This is a genomic window from Rhizobium sp. X9 (genome assembly GCF_018873185.1).
GTDB lineage: Bacteria > Pseudomonadota > Alphaproteobacteria > Rhizobiales > Rhizobiaceae > Agrobacterium > Agrobacterium oryzihabitans.
The window spans coordinates 2,134,564-2,154,733 of the sequence record NZ_CP071311.1 but is presented as its reverse complement, the minus strand read 5'-3'; the positions used below and the strand labels follow the sequence as shown (position 1 = coordinate 2,154,733).

The window sequence follows — 20,170 nt, the reverse complement described above, 5'->3', positions numbered from 1 at the left end:
TAGTTTGTGCTTAGCTGGCTAACGCGACTCAGCTATTATCCTTTGTGCAGCCTGCCAATGTGCTAAAATAAAAGGCTGCGGAGCTTTGGAGCGCCCTGCGTCCGAAAGGACGCGACAAAGGACGCTCTAACTTTTTAAGTGGCGCATCGTTCCTGTCGAAAATCGGTCTCGATTTTCAAGCCGATGCGCAGGGCTCCCATGACATGTTTCGCTGGCGGTTCATGCCGAAAGCGGGCGCTGCGAACCCCGGGGTGGGGCAGATCAGGGGCGGGCGTAGCAGTTCCCGGTGCCGTTGCGTCCGGGTCGCGTTGATGTTTTGATTTCGAATAAATGGACGCAATGACCTTCCGGCTGCCGCCGTTGTTTTCAACGGAGACCATGCCGATGCGCCTTGTTCTGACGGTCTTTTTCCTGCTCCTGGCGGTGAGCGCCACGGCGCTTGCCCATGAATCCCACAAGGGGTTCAAATATGAAAGCTACTGCTGCAACGGTGACGCCCAGACGGGAGATTGCCAGATGATCCCCACGCGAAGCGTTCGTGTCACGCCGGATGGTTATGAGGTCTCGCTGGCCCCCGGCGATCATCGCATGGTCACGCGGCGGCATGTCTTCAACTGGTCGCAGCGCGAGGCAAGACGGTCTGAAGATGGCGAATATCACCTCTGTCTCTTTCCGGATGAAGACACGCCGCGCTGTTTTTATGCGCCGGACATGGGATATTGAGATGTTTGCGGCCGGTTTTCCTCGATCCGCTGCAATATCCAGTCGCGAAACAGCCTTATCTTGCGAATGTTCCTGCGGTTTTCCGGATAGACCAGCCAATAGTTCTGTCCTTCGCTGCTAAGATGCTCGAAGGGTTGATACAGCCGGCCGAGTGCAATTTCGTCCGCATAGAGTTCAGGGGTGAGCATGGCCACGCCCTGGCTGGCGATGGCCGCCGCGGCTTCGAATGCCTGGACGTTAAGGCGGCTGCGCGGATAACGGTCGAGGCCCGGATTTTCGACACCTACTTCCTGAAACCATTGGCTCCACCAGATGTCGCCGGGATCGATGATGCGCAGGCGCAGAAGATCCTCCGGCTTTTTCAATCCACCGATGGTTTCGGCAAGGTCGGGATGCAGCATCGGCGTATAAACGCCCCTGACAAGCCGGTGATAAATCAACCCCTTGCCATCGTCGTTGCTCCAGCGGATGGCGACATCGCAATCGGACTGCGCAAAATCGATCAAGGCGTTGGAGGTTTCCAGCCTGACGGCGATCGAAGGATGTTCAAGCTGGAAAGCCCCCAGATGTCGTGAAAGCCAGCGTGATGCGAAAGTGGCGGTGGAATGAATGGTCAGCGTCGTGTCTGACGTGTCACGCACATTGTCGACGGCTTCCCGCAGGCTGTTAAAGGCCTCGGCCACTCTCGGCGCCAGCTTCTGCCCGGCCTCGGTCAACTGAACCTGTCTCGCCTTTCTGATGAAGAGCGGCTCGCCGATATTCTCCTCCAGCAGCTTCACCTGATAGCTGACCGCCGTCTGCGTCATGCCCAGTTCCTCGCCGGCCCTGGTGAAACTCAGATGCCTGGCGGCGGCTTCAAACACGCGCAGGGCATTCAGGGGGAACTGGCGAGACATTTTCATGGATAAGTTCTCTTTATGTCAAAGGCCAAAGGTTTCATTGGTTTTTATCCAGAAAACAGAGCATTTTTAGTCCAACTCATCAACTGAGCTTCTGACATTTTTTGAATGGAGACGAACATGCGCACAGCACTCTTGCGCGCGTGGTCCCGCCTGCGCGCGGGTCTGCGGAGAGCGGAACGGTTTACCCTTGAAAGCCTTGCACCGGATAATCTGGCGGATGAAAGCCTGCCCGACGGGCTCAGGCGTGATCTTGGCCTTGAGGATGGCCGCGTTGATTTTCGTTGCGACGGGTTTCGGCAGCGGAAAATGCTTGCAGCAACTCGGCTGCCACAAGGGCCGCTATGATGGCGGGACGCTTGTCCCTGACGCTGTTGCCGCCGATGGGCAAAGTGAGTTTCGCAAGGCGGGAAGGGGGCTCTCCCTCCCGTTCCAGCCAATGGGCGAAGGTGGCGCGTTTGGTCTTCGAGCCGATCATGCCGACATAAGCAAGATCGTCGCGGGCAAGCGCTTCCCTGGCAATCAGGAAATCAAGTGCGTGGTCGTGGGTGACGATGATCGCAGCGCCGTTTGCGGGAATTTTCGCGACGACTGCCTCCGGCATGGGTGTCAACACGGATGCCACACCCGCAGAAAGATCGCGCAACTCGTTTTCACGGGTTTCCACCACGGTCAGTGTCAGAGGCAGAAGCGACAGGGCATCGGTCAGTGCCTTGCCGACATGGCCCGCCCCGAAAATGAAGACGGCGGGCTGTTGCTCTGTTTCAACCTTAAGCCTTGCCTCGAGTGCTGCCGCGATGTCCGCCGTTACCAGCCGGAACCGCAGAAGGGTGCGCCCGCCGCAGCATTGGCCGATTTCCGGACCGAGCGGAATATCCATCCCGTCTTCGGTCGCACCGTTCCTCAACATGGCGCGGGCATGGTCTATCGCCATATATTCGAACTGCCCGCCGCCGATGGTTTCCCATAGCGCTTCTTGCGAGATCAGCATGAAGGTTCCCGCCTCGCGCGGGGACGAGCCTTTTACGGATTCGATTTCCACGAGGATCGCAGCGGGGTATTGCGCTAGGAAGCTTGAGAGGGAGGTCATATGTCTCCCCCTCACACCTTCTTCAGCCGTTCCACCGCCATCAGAACCCGTTCGGGCGTTGCCGGCGCATCGAGGCGCGGGCAGACCTTGTAGTCGGCGACGGAGGCGACGGCCATGGAGAGGGCTTCGAGAACCGAGATCGCCAGCATGAAGGGCGGTTCGCCCACGGCCTTGGAGCGGCCGATGGTAGGTTCGGCATTTTCCGCCCATTCCGCCAGCTTGACGTTGAAACTTTTCGGCCGGTCGGAGGCGAGCGGTATCTTGTAGGTGGAGGGAGCATGGGTGCGCAGCCGTCCCTTGCCATCCCACCACAATTCTTCCGTCGTCAGCCAGCCCATGCCCTGCACGAAGGCGCCTTCCACCTGGCCGATATCGATGGCCGGGTTCAGCGACTTGCCGACATCGTGGAGAATATCGGTGCGTTCCATCAGGTATTCGCCGGTGAGCGTATCGATGGACACTTCCGAGCAGGCCGCGCCATAGGCGAAATAATAAAACGGCGTGCCACGGCCGGCGGCGCGGTCCCAGTGGATTTTCGGCGTCTTGTAAAAACCGGCGGCGGAAAGCTGCACGCGGGCGAAATAAGCCTTTTTGATGAAGTCGTTGAAGGCGATTTCCTCAAGGCCGATGCGCACCCGGTTTGGCAGGAAGACAACCTCTTCTTCCGGCACATTCCAGTTCTCGGCGGCGAATTTGACCAGCCGCTCGCGGATCTGGCGGGCGGCGTCATAGGCCGCCATGCCGTTCAGGTCCGTACCGGATGAGGCGGCCGTGGCCGAGGTGTTCGGCACCTTGCCGGTGGTCGTTGCGGTGATTTTCACCCGGCCGATATCCACCTGGAAGGCATCGGCCACCACCTGCGCCACCTTGGTATAAAGGCCCTGGCCCATTTCGGTGCCGCCATGGTTCAGGTGGATGGAGCCGTCATTGTAGATATGCACCAGCGCACCCGCCTGATTGAAGGCGGTCATGGTGAAGGAGATGCCGAATTTGACGGGAGTGAGCGCGATGCCCTTGCGGATGATCGGGCTCGTTTTGTTGAACTCGATGATCGCCTCGCGTCGCGCGCGATAGTCGCTGGAGGTTTCCAGCTCCTCGACGATGCGGGCGATGATATTGTCCTCGACCTCCTGATGATAGGGCGTCGTGGTGCGGCCCGAGCCGGTCTCGCCGTAGAAATTCAGCTTGCGGATATCGAGCGGATCCTTGCCCACCGCATAGGCGATTTCCTCGACGAAACGTTCCGCGCCCAGCATGCCCTGCGGGCCACCGAAACCGCGAAAGGCGGTGTTGGAGACGGTGTGGGTTTTCAGCGGCCGCGAGGTGAGGTGCACATGCGGATAGAAATAGCTGGAATCGGCGTGGAAAAGCGCGCGATCCGTGACCGGGCCGGACAGATCGGAGGAAAAGCCGCAGCGTGCCGCATAGGTGGCGTCGACGGCGTGAATGCGGCCTTCCTCATCGAAGCCAAGCTCGTAATCGACGCGGAAATCGTGGCGCTTGCCGGTGGCGGTCATGTCCTCGTCGCGGTCGGGGCGGATTTTCACGGCCCGGTTCAGCTTCTTGGCGGCGATGGCGCAGAGGGCGGCGAACTGGTTGCCCTGCGTTTCCTTGCCGCCGAAACCGCCGCCCATGCGGCGCACCTGCACCGTGACGGCATTGGACGGCACCTGAAGGATGTGGCTGACAATGTGCTGGATTTCGCTCGGATGCTGGGTGGAACTCCACAGCGTCACCTCGTCATCCTCGCCCGGCACGGCCATGGCGATGTGGCTTTCGAGATAAAAATGCTCCTGCCCGCCGATCCGCATGGTGCCGGTGAGACGGCGGGGTGCGACATCCATTTCGATCTTGGCATCGCCACGCTTAAGCGTCATCGGATCGATGACGAGCGCGCCGCCATTTTCAATCGCCGTGTCGATATCGGTGAAATGCGGCAGGTCCTTGTAGGTGATCTTCGCCTTGCGGGCCGCCTTTCTGGCTATATCGCGGGTTTCGGCGAAGACCGCGAAGATCGGCTGGCCGTGGAATTCGACCTTTGTCTCGGCCAGCAAAGGTTCGTCGTGACGTCCGCCTGACGAGACATCGTTTTCGCCAGGCACATCCTTGCCAGCCATGACCCACAGGACGCCCGGTGTAGCCTCGACTTCGGACAGGTCCACGGAGACGATTTCCGCATGCGCCCGGTCGGAAAGGCCAAGCGCGCCGTGAACGAGGCCGGCGGGTTCGGGAATATCGTCGATATATTCGGCGCTGCCCGTCACATGTTTATGGGCGGAATCGTGCCGGAGCGAGGCGTGTACAGGGCCGTCGATTTCGGTTTTGGTCTTGTCGAAGCTTGTCGTGTCCATGGTTCAAGCCTCCCCTTCATCAATTGCGGCATATGACAGCGACAATAAACCCTCATTCCTATGCTTGTCACAGGAATCCAGCCAGCCCAAGTCTTTGGGCTGAAAGGGTTGTCTCGTCGCGCAGACGCGCGCCGGCTGGATTCCTGTGACAAGCACAGGAATGAGGGAGGTTGTGGGTGTCGCCAACGTCATCGTCATCGTCACGCCTCCGCCAATGCGAAACGGCTGAGTTCCTGCTTTTCGCCCGAAGTCTCGAGGAAGAACCGCGTCAGCAGGTTCTTGGCCGTCAGTTGCCGGTATTCGGCGGTGGCGCGCCAGTCGGTGAGCGGGGTGAAATCCTCGTCCAGCGCATCGCGCGCCGCATCGATCGTTTCCTGTGACCACTCTTTGCCGAGAAGTGCCGCCTCAAGATGCGCGGCGCGTTTCGGCGTGCCGGCCATGCCGCCAAAGGCGATGCGGATATCTTCGACGGTGCCGTCGGCATCGAGCGTCAGGTTGAAGGCGGCGCAGAGCGCGGAAATATCCTCGTCGCGCCGCTTGGAGATTTTGTAGACCGCGTAGTGGCTTTCGGCTTTCTGGAACGGGATGAAGAGTTTTTCGACGAATTCGCCGCTCAGCCGGTCCTGTTTGCCATAATCGATGAAGTAGCTGTCCAGCGGCACGGTGCGGCTGCCGGAGGAGGAGCGCAAGGTGAGCGTTGCTCCAAGTGCGATCAGCGCCGGCGGCGTATCGCCGATGGGCGAACCGTTGGCAATATTGCCACCGATGGTTCCCATGTTGCGCACCTGCTCGCCGCCGAGACGATCGAACAGCCGGGCAAGCGGCGGGAAATGTTCCGTCACGGTCTTGAAGGCCTGGCTGTAGGTGACACCGGCACCGAGCGTGACGCCATTCTCATCCACGACAATGCCCTGCAGGTCCCCGAGATTGTTGATGAAGATGACGGGGTTCAGTGACCGCATCTGCTTCGTTACCCAGAGGCCGACATCGGTGGAGCCGGCGACGATGGTTGCCTTCGGCTCGGCGGCATAGATATCGGTGAGGTCAGACAGTGTCGCCGGAATGATGGTCCGATCCTCGCCGCGCGTCACCACGATCGTCTCGTTGGCGCGGATTGCCCAGAGCCTTGCCATGATATCGGTGCGGTCCCGTTGCAGCGGGTCGAACAGCGCGCTCGGGCGGGCGGCGGCTATCTTTTCGGCGGCCCGCACGATCGGCTCGTAACCCGTGCATCGACAGAGATTGCCTTGCAGCGCCTTTTCGATATCGGCGCGGGCAGGGTTTTCGCTGGAAAGCCAGAGGCCGTAAAGCGACATGATGAAGCCCGGCGTGCAGAAACCGCATTGCGAACCGTGGAAATCCACCATCGCCTGCTGCACCGGGTGAAGCGTGCCATCGCGGGCGGCGAGATGCTCCACGGTCACGATGTGGGTGCCGTGCAGCGAGCCCAAAAAGCGGATGCAGGCATTGACGCTTTCGTAGCGCAGCGAACCATCCAGCAGCCGCCCGACCAGCACCGTGCAGGCGCCGCAGTCGCCTTCGGCGCAGCCTTCCTTCGTCCCGGTCAACCGTCTTTGAAGGCGGAGATAGTCGAGAAGCGTGTCTGTCGGTCCGAAATCCTTCAGCGAGATGGTTTCGCTGTTGAGGATGAAGCTGATCGCGTCGTTCATGCAATGCCCTGCTTTTTGTCCGGCTGCCGAGCCGGTTTCTTGTCATTATCCCTGCGCATCATATGCACGCCCGCAGGCGTATATCGATTTCCGTTTTGGCAATTCATTGTTTCCATAACGGAAAGAAAATCCGGCAATTATTGCGCCGTCCAGCCGCCATCCACGGAAATATGCGTTCCCGTGATGTTGCTTGCGGCATCGCTTGCCAGAAACAGCGCGGCGGCGGCCACGTCATCGACGGTGACGAATTGCTTGGTCGCCTGCAATTCCAGCATCACATCGTTCTTCACCGCTTCTTCGCTGATGCCGCGCACTTTCGCCATTTCCGGTATCTGTTTTTCAACGAGCGGCGTCAGCACATAACCGGGACAGATGGCGTTGACGGTGACGCCCGTCTGCGCAAGTTCAAGCGCTGCCGTCTTCGTCAGGCCCATGATGCCGTGCTTGGCCGCCACATAGGCCGATTTGAACGGTGAGGCGACGAGACCGTGGGCGGATGCGATGTTGATGATACGGCCTTTTCCGGCCTTCTTCATCAGCGGTATCGCAGCCCGCATGGTATGGAAGGAACTGGTCAGATTGATGGCGATGATCCAGTCCCATTTCTCCGGGGGAAATTCCTCGATGGGTGCGATATGCTGGATGCCGGCATTGTTGACGAGCACATCCACCGAACCGAGTTTTTCGTTGGCGGAATTGATGAGGTCGGCGATCTCGTCCGGTTTCGTCATATCCGCCGGGTGGTAAAGCACACGCCCGCCGCTTTCGGCTTCCAGCAAAAGGCGGAGTTTTTCAATTTCGTCCTCGTCGCCAAAGCCGTTCAGCACGACATTGGCGCCCTCCCTCGCAAATCGCTGTGCGATGCCAAGGCCGATACCGCTTGTGGAGCCTGTCACGATAACTGTCCGATGCATGCTTTCCCCTTTTTGCATTACTTCGCACATGTTTAAGCAGGTTATGCCCAAAGGGGGCGGGCTGGCAATCGTCATTTCGGGCGCGATTTCGGGGGATGCCCGCAAGGGGCATAAAGCGGCCGCGCCCATCCATTTTTTCGAAGCTAAGCATCCAGATTTTGCGCCAGATTTTGCATTTGTCTGAAGGGCCGTCCGTCCCTATCTCTCAGACAATCAAACAGAGGTATCATCTATGGAACTCGGTCTTTACACATTTGCGGATGTCAATCCCAACCCCGCCGATGGCCGTGGGCCGGAAGGTGCGCGCCGGCTGCGGGAACTCATTGAGGAAATCGAGCTTGCCGATCAGGTCGGGCTCGATGTTTTCGGCCTCGGCGAGCATCACCGCCCGGATTATGTCGCGTCCTCACCCTCCACTGTGCTTGCGGCGGCGGCGGTGAAGACGAAAAACATCCGCCTCACAAGCGCCGTCTCGGTTCTGAGTTCGGATGATCCGGTCCGGGTCTTCCAGCAGTTCTCCACCGTCGATCTGCTGTCGAACGGCCGCGCCGAGATCATGGCCGGGCGCGGTTCCTTCATCGAATCCTACCCGCTGTTCGGTTACGACCTCGAAGATTATGACGTGCTGTTTTCCGAAAAGCTCGATCTGCTCTTGGCGCTGCGCGAAAACGAGATCGTCACTTGGTCCGGCACCAAACACCCGGCCATCAATGGGCGCGGGGTCTATCCGCGTCCCCTTCAGGAGCGTATGCCGGTCTGGATCGCGGTTGGCGGCACGCCGCAATCGGTGGCGCGGGCAGGGGCCATGGGGCTGCCGGTGGCGCTCGCCATCATCGGCGGCGAATATCGCCGTTTCGCGCCGCTGTTCGATCTCTATCATGAAGCGGCGCGCCGCGCGGGGCAGGAAAAGACGAAGCTGCGCACCAGCATCAACGTACACGGCTTCATTGCCGACACCACCGACAAGGCGGCGGACCAGTTTTACGGGCCGCAGGCGGAGGTGATGAACCGGATCGGTCGCGAGCGCGGCTGGGGCCCGACGAACCGCGCACATTTCGATGCGTCGCGCGGGCCGGAAGGCAATCTCTTCCTCGGCGAACCGGAACTGGTGGCGGAAAAGATAATCAAGGCGCACGGCGTTTTCAGGAATGACCGTTTCCTGTTGCAGATGGCCATCGGCCTGATGCCGCATGACCAGATCATGCGCGGTATCGAGCTTTATGGTACGAAAGTCGCCCCGATTGTCAGAAAAGAATTGACGGGGAGCGCCGATCCGGTGAAAGCCACGGCCTGATTATTACCAAGGCGGGTATCTCGATACCCGCCATTCGGAACGACGGACAGAAACATGGTCATCTCCACCGACGAAGAACTGGTTTTGCTGAAGGATATCGGCCGCATTTGCGCCGTGGCCATGCAGACCATGGCGGATGCGCTGGAACCCGGCATCACCACCGCCGAGCTGGATGCTATCGGCCGCAAGGTGCTGGAGGACAATGGCGCGCAATCGGCGCCGGAGTTCTGCTACCAGTTTCCCGGCGCGACCTGCATCAGCGTCAACGAGGAAGTGGCGCACGGCATTCCCGGCCCCCGCATCATCAAGGCGGGCGATCTCGTCAATATCGATGTCTCGGCGGTGAAGAACGGTTTCTTCGGCGATACGGGCTCGTCTTTCGCCGTGCCGCCGGTGAAGAAAGAGATCGAGCGCTTGTGCCGCGACGGCAAGCGCGCCATGTGGACGGGCCTGCAGCAGGTGAAAACCGGGCGGCCCTTTGCTGACATAGGCAATGCCATCGGCTCCTTCGCGAAAAAGAACCGCTACACGCTGATCACCAATCTGGCGAGCCACGGCATCGGCCGTTCCCTGCACGAGGAGCCGAAGGAACTGGCAACCTGGCCGGACAAGGACGAACGGCGCATCATGAAAGAGGGCATGGTGTTCACCGTCGAGCCTTTCCTGTCGACAGGCGCCTACTGGGCCGAAGACGGCGACGACGATCCGTGGACGCTCTACAGCGACCCGAGTGCGCCGACCGTGCAATACGAACATACCGTCGTGGCGACGAAAAACGGGCCGCTGGTTCTGACGCTTGCGGAGTGAGGGGTGAAGGCGCCATTGTGTGCGGCGTAATGCCGTGGCCTGGTGCGTCAGTCACGAGGCTTGCGCTCTATTAATCGACGTTTCTTCACCCTCATTCCTGTGCTTGTCACAGGAATCTAGCCAGCCCAAGTCCTTGGGCTGAAAAGACCCCTCTCGCCGCGCAGACGCGCGTCGGCGGGATTCCTGTGACGGGCACAGGAATGAGGGTGGATGAGGATGCGCAGGCGACAGGGTTCTTGCATCTCGTCCCAATAAAGACCGCTTATAACGCCGATCAAAATAACTCGCTTGTCGCTTATCCGCCCGGTTGCGATAAGCCAAGCATGAGCATCGACAAGCCACTTTCCCCGAAACATCTGACTGCGCTCGGTTTCGCCGGCGCCTTGATGATGGCGTCCGCCATGGGCTTCGGCCGCTTTTCCTTTACCCCCATTCTTCCCGGCATGATGGCGGATGTTCCGCTTTCCGCGGGCGATGCGGGTATCGTCGCGGCGGGGAATTTCGCCGGTTATCTGGCGGGTGCGGTTCTCGCCGCCTATTCGTGGGGCTCGGGACGGGAAAGGCTGGTCGCGCTTTGCGGCCTGTTTTCCACGGCCACGCTGCTGCTTGCCATGGCCGCCTTCAACTCCGTTGCGGCCTTTACCGTCATCCGGTTCCTGGCCGGTGTCGCCAGTGCGCTGACCATGATCTTCACGTCGCAGATCGTCATCGGCCATGCCATGAAGGCGGGCAAGGACCATATTCAGGCGCTGCACTATGGCGGTGTCGGTGCCGGCATCGCAATTTCCTCGCTCGTGGTCTATCTCATCGGCGTCGTTTTTGATGGCGGCGGCGCTTCCTGGCGACAGGAGTGGATCGCAGGCGCCGTCTTTTCCTTCGCGACATTCCTTCTTGTCTGGCGGGTGCTGCCCGCAGGGCCTCCCCGGCATGCCTCTTCGCTGGCGGAGCCGCCGCTCAAATGGACGAAGCCGCTCTTTCTGACGACGCTTGCCTATGGGCTGTTCGGCTTCGGTTATGTCATCACCGCCACCTTCATCGTCGCGATTGCCCGCATGGCCGCCGCCGGTGCTTTCGTGGAGTTTCTGGCCTGGTTCGTCACGGGCTGCGCCGCCGCCGTCTCGCTTTTCCTCTGGAAGCCGGTTTTGAAGTCGCAGGGGCTGAAGCGTGCCTTCGTGATCGTTCTTGCCCTGGAGGCCGCAGGCGTTTTTGCGTCCGTCATGTTGCCGCCGGTGCCGGGTGTGCTGGCGGGCGGCTTGCTTCTGGGGCTGACCTTCATGGTCATTACCGCCTATGGCCTGCAGCTCGGCCGGGAATTTGCAGGGCCAAGCCCGCGCCGCGCCTTCGCGCTGATGACGGCGGCCTTCGGTACGGGGCAGATCGTCGGGCCACTCGCCGCCGGCTGGATTGCCGAAGTGACGGGAAGTTTTACCGCGCCAAGCATTCTCGCATCCGCCGTGCTTGTCGCCAGCATTCTTTTGATGCTGCCGGTTCTCGCCACGGAGCGGCAACGCTAAGCATCCTCGCCGGGGCCTGATTCACGGTATTTTGCGGGGATTGCGGCGCCATCTGCGCCTTACATCTTGTTAAGGTCGTCGCTTCTCCGTTGCTGTGCACAAATTTCTGCCCTAGGTTCGGGCCAACAAGTGCTTCGCCAATAATGGCTGACTTCAAACGCGCGTGAGTTCAAAACGTGTTTCATTCCTTTTTCCCAAAACCGAAATTGTTTTTTACCTCGGCTGCGCTGTGGACAGTCGTCTGTATCGCGGTGTGGTACAGCGTTGGACCGCAAATGGGTGCTGCTCTCGGAATGCCACCTCTGGCGCCCGGGGAAACCGCGCCGCTTGGCATCGCATATTTCTTCTCCCGCGATAACGTCTGGTTCTACCTCTATTTTACGGTCTTCGTGGCGATATTCGGCGTCACCTGGCAAATCATTGCCAGAGATCATCCGTGGAAAAACTGGTCGATCTGGGGTTCGGCGTTCATCATTTTCATCGCCTATTTCGCCGTTCAGGTTTCTGTTGCGATAAATAACTGGCGTGGTCCTTTCTTCGACCTGTTCCAGCGTGCGCTGGAGAGCCAGCCCGGCATCACAGCGTCGCAGTTCTATTCACTTCAGTTGCGTTTTCTCGAAATCGGTATGGTTGGCGTGGCGATGAACGTCATCACCGCCTTTTTCACCAGCCACTATGTGTTCCGGTGGCGCACCGCGATGAATGATTTCTACCTGTCGAAGTGGGAGAAGCTGCGTCATATTGAAGGTGCCTCGCAGCGTGTGCAGGAAGATACGATGCGATTTGCCTCGATTGTCGAGGGGCTCGGTGTCGTCCTGATCAACTCGGTCATGACGCTGGTCGTGTTCTTGCCTCTTCTGTTTCAGATGTCAGCGCATGTCACGGAGCTACCCCTCCTCGGCGCAATTCCGCATTCGCTTTTCTGGCTTGCGCTGTTGTGGTCTGTTTTCGGCACGGTGCTGCTCGCCGTGGTCGGCATGAAGCTGCCGGGGCTGCAATTCCGCAACCAGCGTGTCGAGGCGGCTTTTCGTAAGGAACTGGTCTATGGTGAGGACCATGAAGACCGTGCTCAGCCACCGACCATGCGGGAACTCTTTGCGAATGTGCGCAAAAATTACTTCCGCATGTATTTCCACTATCTCTATTTCAACGTTGCCCGCTACACGTTCGGCCAACTTGATGCCCTTATTCTGACATTCATGCTCATCCCCACCATCGTGGCAGCCAAGATCACGATGGGCATCTGGCAGCAGATTGCCACCGCCTTTGGACAGGTCAGCGACAGCTTCCAGTATCTGGTAAGTTCCTGGTCTACGATCATCGAGCTTCTTTCGATCCGCAAACGTCTGGTTGCGTTCGAATCCGCGATCGAAGATCAGCCCCTGCCGGATATCGACGAGCGCTATCTGCAGCGGGAAGCGGAAGCCGGAGAGATGGCGGCCAACAAACCCTGACGAAAAAAGGCGGCCGATTGGCCGCCTTTTTAATTCTAGTTAATATGCAAAATTTCCTGCGTCATCCTCGCCTTGAGACGAGGATCCGCAGTCGATTGAAAGCATGGATCCTCGGGTGGAGCCCGAGGATGACGTCCAGTTTGGAGAGGGGATTGTCATCAAACTCATGGCGGCCGACCGGTCGCCATTTTTTGTATGACGAGAGCTTTCAGCCCTCAGTTTTCTGTTTCCTGCGCGCCTCGATCATCGGCATGGCCTGCGCATAACTCACGCAGGCGACATCGTCTTTCCGGCAGACTTCGCGCAGCAGCCTTTCATAGGCGTTCCAGTATGCGCCGCCGTTCATTTTCACGAAATGGAAGCCCATCTGCAAGGGGATGCGTTCGCCATTATATTGCCTGTCGAAAGCGTTGCGGAAGGCCGTATAGGCGCGTTCCTCGAATTCCTGCGCCCGGTCCGGCGTCTCGACGCCGATGGAGTGGCGGATGAAGAGATTATAGTCCATGGCGATGATCGGGCGGTTGCCGGGACCTTCGGGTATGAGCGGCAGGCCGAAATGCTGGATGCCGTCGCGCTCCACCGGCCATTCCGGCCCCTTGGTGACGCTCGTGGCGTCATAAACGAAACCGTGCTTTTTCTGCGCGGCGGTCAGCGCCGGCCCCTGTGAGAGATAGGGCGCGCGAAAACCGTGGATCTTTTTCACCATGTCGCGCCAGCCCTCAGGTTCCTCACCCTTCTTGCCGATCATCTGCCAGGCGTTTTCCAGCGTGCTGGTGAAGGTGGTGAATTCGCCGTCCCATTGCTCGGCGCTCCATTGGCCGCCATCGAAATGGCCGCAGGTGTGGTTGCCGATTTCGTGGCCTTCGCGATAGGCCGCCCAGATGTTTCTGAGCCGGGCTTCCACCTCCTCCTGCGACTGGCCGAAGCCGACATTGGAGCGGCCGGCCTTCTGGCCGGGGCCCTGATAGGTCTTGGCGCTGGTCTTGCGGTCCATCACCAGCGTGCAGGCGAGGAAATAGGTGAAATGCGCGCCGACCTCCTTCGCCGTCGCGCGGCTTCTTTCCCACAGCGTATTATCGCCCGCGCCGTCGAAGGAGACGATGACGAGCTGCTTCGGCTTCTCCGCATTTTCGGCAAAAGCGGGAAGGGCAAGGCAGAGCGACAGGGAAAAGGCGGCAAAGGGGCGATACATCAGTCATCCGTCATATGAAACACCATGGCCTTTTGCGGGTGGAATAAGGCGAAGCTTTGAATAAACTGGCTTTTTTACGTCTTTCAGCCTAATTCGTTTCTGCGTCGCGGTGACAGCGCCGCTTTCGTTCCATCGGGGGACCACGTTCCATGCTCTTTCTCGTAATCTGTCTTGCCCTGTTTTTCCTGACGCATCTTCTGAAGGTGTTTGCGCCGCAATTTCGCGCGCGGATGATCGCAAAGTTGGGAGAGGGGCCTTTCAAGGGCCTGTATTCTCTTGCGAGCCTCGTTACGCTCGGTCTCGTCATCTATGCCTTTGGCGAGGCGCGGCAGGAGACCGGCATGCTCTGGTCGCCGCCGGTCTGGACGAGCCATCTCGCCGTGACCCTGATGCTGCCCGCGATGATCTGTCTTATCGCCAGCCTCATACCGGCTGGCCACATTGCCACTAAAACCAAGCATCCGCTCATTCTTGCGGTCAAGATCTGGGCGCTCGCCCATCTCCTGGCCAATGGCGAGACCTCTTCGATCCTCCTCTTTGCGTCGTTCCTCGCCTGGGGCGTTGTGATGCGGATTTCGCTGAAGCGTCGGGAAAGGGCGGGAGAAAAAGTGGTGCGGGACTTCGTTTCGAGCCGGTATGATCTGGTGGCCGTTGTCGGCGGCATCGTTCTCTGGGGGGCTTTCATCCTGAAACTGCACGAATGGTTGATCGGCGTTCAGCCGATCGCCATGTAGGAAATCGACGTTTCCCCCTTACATATCAGGCAAAATAGGCTAGAAGGCCGACCATGACCCGGTCGACTTCGCTTTTGCTTGCCCGGGTAAGCGGCTTGGTATGTCCGCGGACGGATAGATCGGTGACGATCTCCGCGCGGGTAACGGAGAATTTGATGGCAAACGAGAATGATACCTTTATCCGCGAAGTGAACGAGCAGATCCGTTCCGAGCAGCTGTCGCGCTTCTGGGGCCGTTACGGTATCGTGGTCGTTGGCGCCGCCATTCTCGTGGTTGTGGGCGCTGCCTGCGCCGGCATCTACGAATACTGGAACACCAGCCGCGCTTCCAATTCCGGCGACCAATTCCTTGCGGCGCTGAAGCTCGCTTCGGAAAACAAGACGGACGATGCGCTGAAGGCCTTTGCCGATCTCGAAACGTCCGGCCACGGCAATTATCCTGTTCTGGCGAAGTTCCGTTCCGCCACGCTGCTGTCGCAGAAGGGTGATGCGGCCGGCGCCATCGCCGCCTTCACCGCCATCGGCAATGATACCTCCGCACCCCAGGTCTTCCGCGATACTGCCAAGGTGCGTGCGGCGTGGCTCCTGGTCGACAACGGCACCTATGATCAGGTCGTCGCCTTGGCCGAACCGCTCAGCGCCGAAGGCCAGACCATGCGTGCGTCCGCCCGCGAGGCGCTCGGTCTTGCCGCTTACAAGGCCGGCGATTTCGTCAAGGCCAAACAATGGTTCGAGCAGATCGTCGGCGATGCGCAGGCACCGCGCAACGTGACGAACCGCGCGCAGATCATGCTCGACAACATCACCGCTTCAGGCAAAGCTGCTTAACGCCGCTTCGCCACGTGAGATCGCCCCGGCATTTCTCCGCATTGCCAAAGCGATCTAACTCTTTATTTTACGCATGTCTTTTGCCCAAAACAGGTAACGTTTTGGGCAGACTTGCTTCAAGGAACAAAGATCAATGAGCTTCACCGTCGCCATAGTCGGGCGCCCCAATGTCGGCAAGTCCACGCTTTTCAACCGTCTGGTCGGAAAGAAGCTCGCCTTGGTGGACGACACGCCGGGCGTGACCCGTGACCGCCGCCCCGGCGAGGCGAAACTTGTCGATCTTCGCTTCACCATCATCGATACCGCCGGTCTGGAGCAATCCGGGCCGGAAACGCTTCAGGGCCGCATGTGGGCGCAGACGGAAGCGGCGATTGACGAAGCCGATGTCACGCTTTTCGTCGTTGACGCCAAGGCAGGCCTGACGCCGGCCGATGAAACGCTGGCGGAAATGCTGCGCCGTCGCGGCCGGCCGGTGGTTCTGGTGGCCAACAAGTCAGAGGCGCGCGGTTCGGATGCGGGCTTCTACGACGCCTTCACGCTGGGTCTCGGCGACCCCTGCGCCATCTCTGCCGAACACGGCCAGGGCATGATCGACCTGCGCGACGCCATCGTCGAGGCGATCGGTGAAGATGTCGCTTTCCCGCCTGAGGTGGACGAGGCGGAAACCGATATCGTTCTTCCGCGCCCTGAGCCCGGCAGCGAGGAAGAGGAAGACGAAGAGCCCGTCTATGACGAGACCAAGCCGCTGCGCGTCGCCATCATCGGCCGGCCGAATGCGGGCAAGTCCACGCTCATCAACCGTTTCCTTGGCGAAGACCGCCTGCTGACCGGCCCGGAAGCCGGCATTACCCGCGACAGTATCTCCGTCGAGTGGGACTGGCGTGGCCGCACCATCAAGATGTTCGATACGGCCGGCATGCGCCGCAAGGCCAGGGTGACAGAGAAGCTGGAAAAGCTTTCGGTGGCGGATTCGCTGCGCTCCATCCGCTTTGCGGAAACGGTGGTGATCGTGTTCGACAGCACCATCCCCTTCGAAAAGCAGGATCTGCAGCTGGTCGACCTCGTGATCCGCGAAGGCCGCGCCGCCGTGCTCGCCTTCAACAAATGGGATCTGGTTGAAGACCCGCAGGCATTTCTTGCCGATCTGCGCGAAAAAACCGAGCGGCTTCTGCCGCAGGCGCGCGGCATCCGTGCCGTTCCGATTTCCGGTCAGACGGGCTACGGCCTAGACCGGCTGATGCAGAACATCATCGATACGGACAAGATCTGGAACCGCCGTATCTCGACTGCCAAGCTGAACCGCTGGCTGGATTCGCAGACGACGCAGCATCCGCCGCCGGCCGTCTCCGGCCGCCGTCTCAAGCTGAAGTACATGACGCAGGTAAAGGCCCGCCCGCCGGCCTTCATGATTTCCTGCACAAGGCCGGAAGCCATTCCGGAAAGCTATACGCGTTACCTGGTCAACGGACTGCGCAAGGATTTCGACATGCCGGGCGTGCCGATCCGCGTGCATTATCGTGGCTCGGATAATCCGTTCGAGAGCAAGGCGAAGAAGAGGCGTTGATTTTGACGTGAAGGGTCGCTGCGTATTTCTTCTCCCCATCGGGGAGAAGGTGGCCCGAAGGGTCGGATGATGGGGCAAGCTCTCCGCATATCGCTGGCCTCGCCCCCTCATACCGCTGCCGCGGACTTCTCCCCCTCGGGGAGAAGAAACAAGCGGCGGGCGCTCATCCAACGCCTTGTTTTGAAGAGTTAAAACCATGCTGATCAAGCAGACGGACTATCACCGGATTTACCGGGTCATCAACAGCCTGCTCGTCAGCCAGAATGCCGATCCCGCTTCGGCCTCCATGTATTTCAGCACCTTTGGCGCGTTCATCCTGCAGCAGCATTACAAGGTCAAGGCCGTGCCGAAGGGCGGGCTCGCCGCCTATAATCTGGGCGGTACGGTCCTGCTTTTCGCCGATCACCGCGAAGACGGTTATGTGACGGGTGCGGGCGAGAATTTCCATTGCTGGGTGGAGGCGGATGGATGGGCGATCGACTTCATGGCGCCCGCTTTTTCACAAGGGTCCGATGCCCTTTCGGTGCCGGCGAAAATGTTTCAGCGTCCTCTGTCGGCAATGTCGGCATCCATCAACGATCTCGGGCAATCCGGCGATTTCTTCTACCGCTCCGAGCCTGAAGCCACGGCCAAGCGCTTCGCCGACTGGCACAGACAGGCGATGATCGGCGATATGGCAAGCGTTGCCGCCAACTGGTTCCGCAAATCGCCAAAACAGATGGCCGCATCGCTTTCGGTGAAGGATCGGGACGGCAAGGCGCGGACGGTGCCGCTTTCCGGCCAAATGCTCACCGGAGCATGGTGAACGCAAGCTACGCCGCGCGAGCTCGACCCAGAAGGTTTTGGCAGCAAAAGGCTTTTTGATTTATAAGGGCAATCGTTGCTACAAGACTGAGCTTCAACAGCGACGGGATTGATGTGCTCCTATGGCCGATGACACCATTTCAATTAGCTTCACGCCCGACCCGAAACATGTCCCCGCCTATGTCTACGGCTACCAAAATCAGGCCTATGAAAATTACAGCATGATTTTCGACAAGGCCTGGGCTCGCCACTTTGCCTCGGCAAGGGTCAAGCTGTCATTGTTTGCGGGACTGGCCGCCGGATTTATCTATTCCATGAGCCTGCCGTGGTTCCCGGGCGTCTGGCCGGTTGTCGGTTATTGGGTCTTCGCACCCGCGCCGTTTGTGGCTCTTGTCATCTGGTACATCATCTGGCAGGGCGCAAAAAGGGAAGCGAAATCCTATTACGAGGTTCTGGCGCACTGGAATATCGCAAATGAGCGAATGTATTCGCCTCACTCGCAGATCGAGATCGGACCTGACGGCTACAAGCAGGTCACACGACTGGATACCGTGCAGCTGAGCTGGGCACGCTATCATCTCGCAATCACGCCGCCGGACAGTCTGGTGCTGGTTTTCCACGGAACGGTGGTTGTCATACCCAACAGTGCCTTGCCGATGGCTGCCAAGGACATTGTCGAGAAGATTAATCATTGGAGCGCAGCCCAACAAAAAGAGCTTCTTCCCTTGCCCTGAAGCGGCGTTTCGAAGGGTATGGCTAGGTATCATCAGGAAACAGGACGGCCAGCGTGTCCTCGCGGCAGCCGCCTGACGTCAATCAGCAGCCCGACCCCGTTCTATAGATAACGGCGGTCGCGTCCTGACCGTCTTGTGACACCGCCGCTCCGTTTCGTCTACCGTCCGCCGATAAAATGTCGGGGATCGACGCGTATTCGTGTCAGGCAAGCTGCGAACGCGACAGGAGCGGCAGCGATTTTCCGGCGGCGTGGATGACATTGTCGAGGAATTGCCGTGACGCCTTCTCCCAGCTGTAGCTTCTGGAAAGCGCCAGTGCCTCCTCCGGCGAGCAATTGAGTGCTGCAAGACAGGCATCGCGAAGATTATTGTCCAGCGCGCCGGCGGCAGGGTTGCCGCCGAGAATATCGATCGGGCCGGTCACCGGAAAGGCGGCCACCGGCACGCCGCTCGCCAGCGCTTCGAGAATGGTGTTGCCGAATGTATCGGTCTTTGAGGGGAAAACGAAAACATCGGCCTGCGCATAGGCATCGGCCAGCTCTTCGCCGGTCTTGACGCCGGTAAACAGCACGCTGGGATATTTTTCCTGCAATTCGTGGCGGGCAGGGCCATCGCCGATGACGACCTTCGATCCGGGCAGGTCGAGCTCGAGGAAATCCGGCAGGTTCTTTTCCACAGCCACGCGTCCGACCGTCATGAAGATCGGTCTCGGCAGATCAAAAGGCAGCGTGGATTTCGGGCGGGGATGAAACAGTTCGGCATCGATGCCGCGGCTCCAGCGCTTCAGGTTCTTGACGCCACGGGCTTCCAGCTCTGTCTCAAGGCTCGGGGTGGCCACCATGCAGGTGTTGCCGCCATTGTGGAACCAGCGCACGAAAGCATAAAGCCAGCTTTCCGGGACGGGGAAGCGCGCCGCCACATATTCGGGAAAGCGGGTGTGATAGCTGGTGGAAAAACGCATGTGGTTCTTCACGCACCAGCGCCGCGCCATGAAACCCAGCGGCCCTTCGGTGGCGATATGCACGAAGGAGGGCTGGCTCTTTTCAATCTCCGCCGCGACACGGCGATAGCCTGCGACCGACAGGCGGATTTCCGGATAGGTCGGGCAGGGGATGCTGTAAAAGCTCTGCGGCGTGACCATGCGCACATCCACGCCCAGCCGCGCAAGTTCGGTATTGGTGTTTTCTATCGAGCGAACCACGCCGTTGACCTGCGGGTGCCAGGCATCTGTGACAATCGTGATTCTCGTCATGAAACACTGATCCTGCTCATCTGCGCACGGGCGATTCCCCACCACCCGGCTTCCGCCCGTATATGCGGCGTGCGTGTTACAGGATCATGTCAGGGTGAATGAGGGTAGAGAAGCGGCCTCTGTGTGTAGTTTCAAGGCACACGGCGGGTGACGTAGTTATTGGCTTCAGCGCGGTATATTTGAAGCTTGCGGTTGTCCGCAATGTTCTCTTTTGTCCTCATCCCTGTGCCTGTCACAGAGATCCAGCCGGGCCAAGTCCTTGGGCTGAAAACACTCCTCTCGCCGCGCAGACGCGCGTCGGCTGGATTCCTGTGACAAGCACAGGAATGAGGGAGCGCGGGGTAGCC

The 20,170-nt window shown here is 59.6% G+C and carries 19 protein-coding genes; 11 read left to right on the top strand and 8 right to left on the bottom strand.

What is annotated here, in order from left to right:
• Window positions 1–134: 134 nt before the first annotated feature.
• Entirely contained in the window at window positions 135–380 is a 246-nt protein-coding gene (locus tag JZY08_RS10565; protein WP_216330103.1) for a hypothetical protein, read from the bottom strand.
• 4 nt (window positions 381–384) lie between these two features.
• Between JZY08_RS10565 and JZY08_RS10560 the strand changes: the two genes are divergently transcribed.
• A complete protein-coding gene (locus JZY08_RS10560) occupies window positions 385–723 on the top strand; it encodes a hypothetical protein (protein WP_216330102.1) in 339 nt (112 codons plus the stop codon).
• Here JZY08_RS10560 and JZY08_RS10555 read toward each other — a convergent pair.
• The 5 genes from JZY08_RS10555 to JZY08_RS10535 all read right to left on the bottom strand — a co-directional run bounded on the left by JZY08_RS10555 (window position 699) and on the right by JZY08_RS10535 (window position 7,647).
• On the bottom strand, window positions 699–1,625 hold the full coding sequence (locus tag JZY08_RS10555) for a LysR substrate-binding domain-containing protein (RefSeq protein WP_216330101.1): 927 nt from the start codon (window positions 1,623–1,625) through the stop codon (window positions 699–701). The genes JZY08_RS10560 and JZY08_RS10555 overlap by 25 nt on opposite strands.
• A 238-nt stretch (window positions 1,626–1,863) precedes the next feature.
• Window positions 1,864–2,712 (bottom strand): xanthine dehydrogenase accessory protein XdhC, encoded by an 849-nt coding sequence (xdhC, locus tag JZY08_RS10550; RefSeq protein WP_216330100.1) that lies wholly within the window; start codon window positions 2,710–2,712, stop codon window positions 1,864–1,866.
• A gap of 11 nt (window positions 2,713–2,723) precedes the next feature.
• On the bottom strand, window positions 2,724–5,063 hold the full coding sequence (xdhB, locus tag JZY08_RS10545; RefSeq protein ID WP_216330099.1) for a xanthine dehydrogenase molybdopterin binding subunit: 2,340 nt from the start codon (window positions 5,061–5,063) through the stop codon (window positions 2,724–2,726).
• 200 nt (window positions 5,064–5,263) lie between these two features.
• A complete protein-coding gene (gene xdhA, locus JZY08_RS10540; RefSeq protein ID WP_137038075.1) occupies window positions 5,264–6,733 on the bottom strand; it encodes a xanthine dehydrogenase small subunit in 1,470 nt (489 codons plus the stop codon).
• A 137-nt stretch (window positions 6,734–6,870) separates the two neighbouring features.
• Window positions 6,871–7,647 carry a 3-hydroxybutyrate dehydrogenase gene (locus JZY08_RS10535; protein ID WP_082182771.1) on the bottom strand — a complete coding sequence of 259 codons (777 nt, stop codon included), beginning with the start codon at window positions 7,645–7,647 and terminating at the stop codon, window positions 6,871–6,873.
• A gap of 28 nt (window positions 7,648–7,675) precedes the next feature.
• Between JZY08_RS10535 and JZY08_RS10530 the strand changes: the two genes are divergently transcribed.
• From JZY08_RS10530 to sbmA, 5 genes are all read left to right on the top strand, one after another.
• Window positions 7,676–7,831, top strand: coding sequence for a hypothetical protein (locus JZY08_RS10530; RefSeq protein WP_253204012.1), 156 nt, complete (start codon window positions 7,676–7,678; stop codon window positions 7,829–7,831).
• Between the two features lie 48 nt (window positions 7,832–7,879).
• Window positions 7,880–8,941: an LLM class flavin-dependent oxidoreductase gene (locus tag JZY08_RS10525; protein WP_003494462.1), complete on the top strand. Its 1,062-nt coding sequence runs from the start codon at window positions 7,880–7,882 to the stop codon at window positions 8,939–8,941.
• Window positions 8,942–8,995: 54 nt separating this feature from the next.
• Window positions 8,996–9,748, top strand: coding sequence for a type I methionyl aminopeptidase (gene map, locus JZY08_RS10520; protein WP_003494464.1), 753 nt, complete (start codon window positions 8,996–8,998; stop codon window positions 9,746–9,748).
• Window positions 9,749–10,071: 323 nt separating this feature from the next.
• On the top strand, window positions 10,072–11,262 hold the full coding sequence (locus tag JZY08_RS10515; protein ID WP_216330098.1) for an MFS transporter: 1,191 nt from the start codon (window positions 10,072–10,074) through the stop codon (window positions 11,260–11,262).
• 176 nt (window positions 11,263–11,438) lie between these two features.
• The gene (gene sbmA / locus JZY08_RS10510) at window positions 11,439–12,716 is read left to right on the top strand and encodes a peptide antibiotic transporter SbmA (protein WP_003494470.1); all 1,278 of its coding nucleotides are present in this window, start codon (window positions 11,439–11,441) and stop codon (window positions 12,714–12,716) included.
• A gap of 208 nt (window positions 12,717–12,924) precedes the next feature.
• On the opposite strand, the gene JZY08_RS10505 is transcribed toward sbmA, so the two are convergent.
• Window positions 12,925–13,908, bottom strand: a complete 984-nt coding sequence (locus JZY08_RS10505; RefSeq protein ID WP_137038072.1) for a polysaccharide deacetylase family protein — start codon at window positions 13,906–13,908, stop codon at window positions 12,925–12,927.
• A 149-nt stretch (window positions 13,909–14,057) separates the two neighbouring features.
• On the opposite strand from JZY08_RS10505, the gene JZY08_RS10500 reads away from it, so the two are divergent.
• The 5 genes from JZY08_RS10500 (at window position 14,058) to JZY08_RS10480 (ending at window position 18,571) form a co-directional block, all read left to right on the top strand.
• Complete coding sequence (locus tag JZY08_RS10500) at window positions 14,058–14,642, top strand: NnrU family protein (RefSeq protein WP_137038071.1); 585 nt, start codon at window positions 14,058–14,060, stop codon at window positions 14,640–14,642.
• 155 nt (window positions 14,643–14,797) lie between these two features.
• On the top strand, window positions 14,798–15,469 hold the full coding sequence (locus JZY08_RS10495) for a tetratricopeptide repeat protein (protein WP_216330097.1): 672 nt from the start codon (window positions 14,798–14,800) through the stop codon (window positions 15,467–15,469).
• Window positions 15,470–15,602: 133 nt separating this feature from the next.
• Window positions 15,603–17,033: a ribosome biogenesis GTPase Der gene (der, locus tag JZY08_RS10490; RefSeq protein ID WP_003494480.1), complete on the top strand. Its 1,431-nt coding sequence runs from the start codon at window positions 15,603–15,605 to the stop codon at window positions 17,031–17,033.
• Between the two features lie 196 nt (window positions 17,034–17,229).
• Window positions 17,230–17,838: a DUF2026 family protein gene (locus JZY08_RS10485; protein WP_216330096.1), complete on the top strand. Its 609-nt coding sequence runs from the start codon at window positions 17,230–17,232 to the stop codon at window positions 17,836–17,838.
• A gap of 121 nt (window positions 17,839–17,959) precedes the next feature.
• Window positions 17,960–18,571, top strand: coding sequence for a hypothetical protein (locus JZY08_RS10480; RefSeq protein WP_164056479.1), 612 nt, complete (start codon window positions 17,960–17,962; stop codon window positions 18,569–18,571).
• A 202-nt stretch (window positions 18,572–18,773) separates the two neighbouring features.
• Here the strand turns inward: JZY08_RS10480 and JZY08_RS10475 are convergent, their stop codons facing one another.
• Window positions 18,774–19,823 carry a bifunctional monoglucosyl/glucuronosyl diacylglycerol synthase gene (locus tag JZY08_RS10475; RefSeq protein ID WP_216330095.1) on the bottom strand — a complete coding sequence of 350 codons (1,050 nt, stop codon included), beginning with the start codon at window positions 19,821–19,823 and terminating at the stop codon, window positions 18,774–18,776.
• Window positions 19,824–20,170: the final 347 nt, after the last annotated feature.

What these genes read in the sequence shown, in the direction of transcription:
- JZY08_RS10565 (WP_216330103.1), bottom strand. Translation starts at nt 380, where the DNA reads ATGGTCTCCGTTGAAAACAACGGCGGCAGCCGGAAGGTCATTGCGTCC.
- JZY08_RS10560 (WP_216330102.1), top strand. Translation starts at nt 385, where the DNA reads ATGCGCCTTGTTCTGACGGTCTTTTTCCTGCTCCTGGCGGTGAGCGCC.
- JZY08_RS10555 (WP_216330101.1), bottom strand. Translation starts at nt 1,625, where the DNA reads ATGAAAATGTCTCGCCAGTTCCCCCTGAATGCCCTGCGCGTGTTTGAA.
- xdhC (WP_216330100.1), bottom strand. Translation starts at nt 2,712, where the DNA reads ATGACCTCCCTCTCAAGCTTCCTAGCGCAATACCCCGCTGCGATCCTC.
- xdhB (WP_216330099.1), bottom strand. Translation starts at nt 5,063, where the DNA reads ATGGACACGACAAGCTTCGACAAGACCAAAACCGAAATCGACGGCCCT.
- xdhA (WP_137038075.1), bottom strand. Translation starts at nt 6,733, where the DNA reads ATGAACGACGCGATCAGCTTCATCCTCAACAGCGAAACCATCTCGCTG.
- JZY08_RS10535 (WP_082182771.1), bottom strand. Translation starts at nt 7,647, where the DNA reads ATGCATCGGACAGTTATCGTGACAGGCTCCACAAGCGGTATCGGCCTT.
- JZY08_RS10530 (WP_253204012.1), top strand. Translation starts at nt 7,676, where the DNA reads ATGTTTAAGCAGGTTATGCCCAAAGGGGGCGGGCTGGCAATCGTCATT.
- JZY08_RS10525 (WP_003494462.1), top strand. Translation starts at nt 7,880, where the DNA reads ATGGAACTCGGTCTTTACACATTTGCGGATGTCAATCCCAACCCCGCC.
- map (WP_003494464.1), top strand. Translation starts at nt 8,996, where the DNA reads ATGGTCATCTCCACCGACGAAGAACTGGTTTTGCTGAAGGATATCGGC.
- JZY08_RS10515 (WP_216330098.1), top strand. Translation starts at nt 10,072, where the DNA reads ATGAGCATCGACAAGCCACTTTCCCCGAAACATCTGACTGCGCTCGGT.
- JZY08_RS10505 (WP_137038072.1), bottom strand. Translation starts at nt 13,908, where the DNA reads ATGTATCGCCCCTTTGCCGCCTTTTCCCTGTCGCTCTGCCTTGCCCTT.
- JZY08_RS10500 (WP_137038071.1), top strand. Translation starts at nt 14,058, where the DNA reads ATGCTCTTTCTCGTAATCTGTCTTGCCCTGTTTTTCCTGACGCATCTT.
- JZY08_RS10495 (WP_216330097.1), top strand. Translation starts at nt 14,798, where the DNA reads ATGGCAAACGAGAATGATACCTTTATCCGCGAAGTGAACGAGCAGATC.
- der (WP_003494480.1), top strand. Translation starts at nt 15,603, where the DNA reads ATGAGCTTCACCGTCGCCATAGTCGGGCGCCCCAATGTCGGCAAGTCC.
- JZY08_RS10485 (WP_216330096.1), top strand. Translation starts at nt 17,230, where the DNA reads ATGCTGATCAAGCAGACGGACTATCACCGGATTTACCGGGTCATCAAC.
- JZY08_RS10480 (WP_164056479.1), top strand. Translation starts at nt 17,960, where the DNA reads ATGGCCGATGACACCATTTCAATTAGCTTCACGCCCGACCCGAAACAT.
- JZY08_RS10475 (WP_216330095.1), bottom strand. Translation starts at nt 19,823, where the DNA reads ATGACGAGAATCACGATTGTCACAGATGCCTGGCACCCGCAGGTCAAC.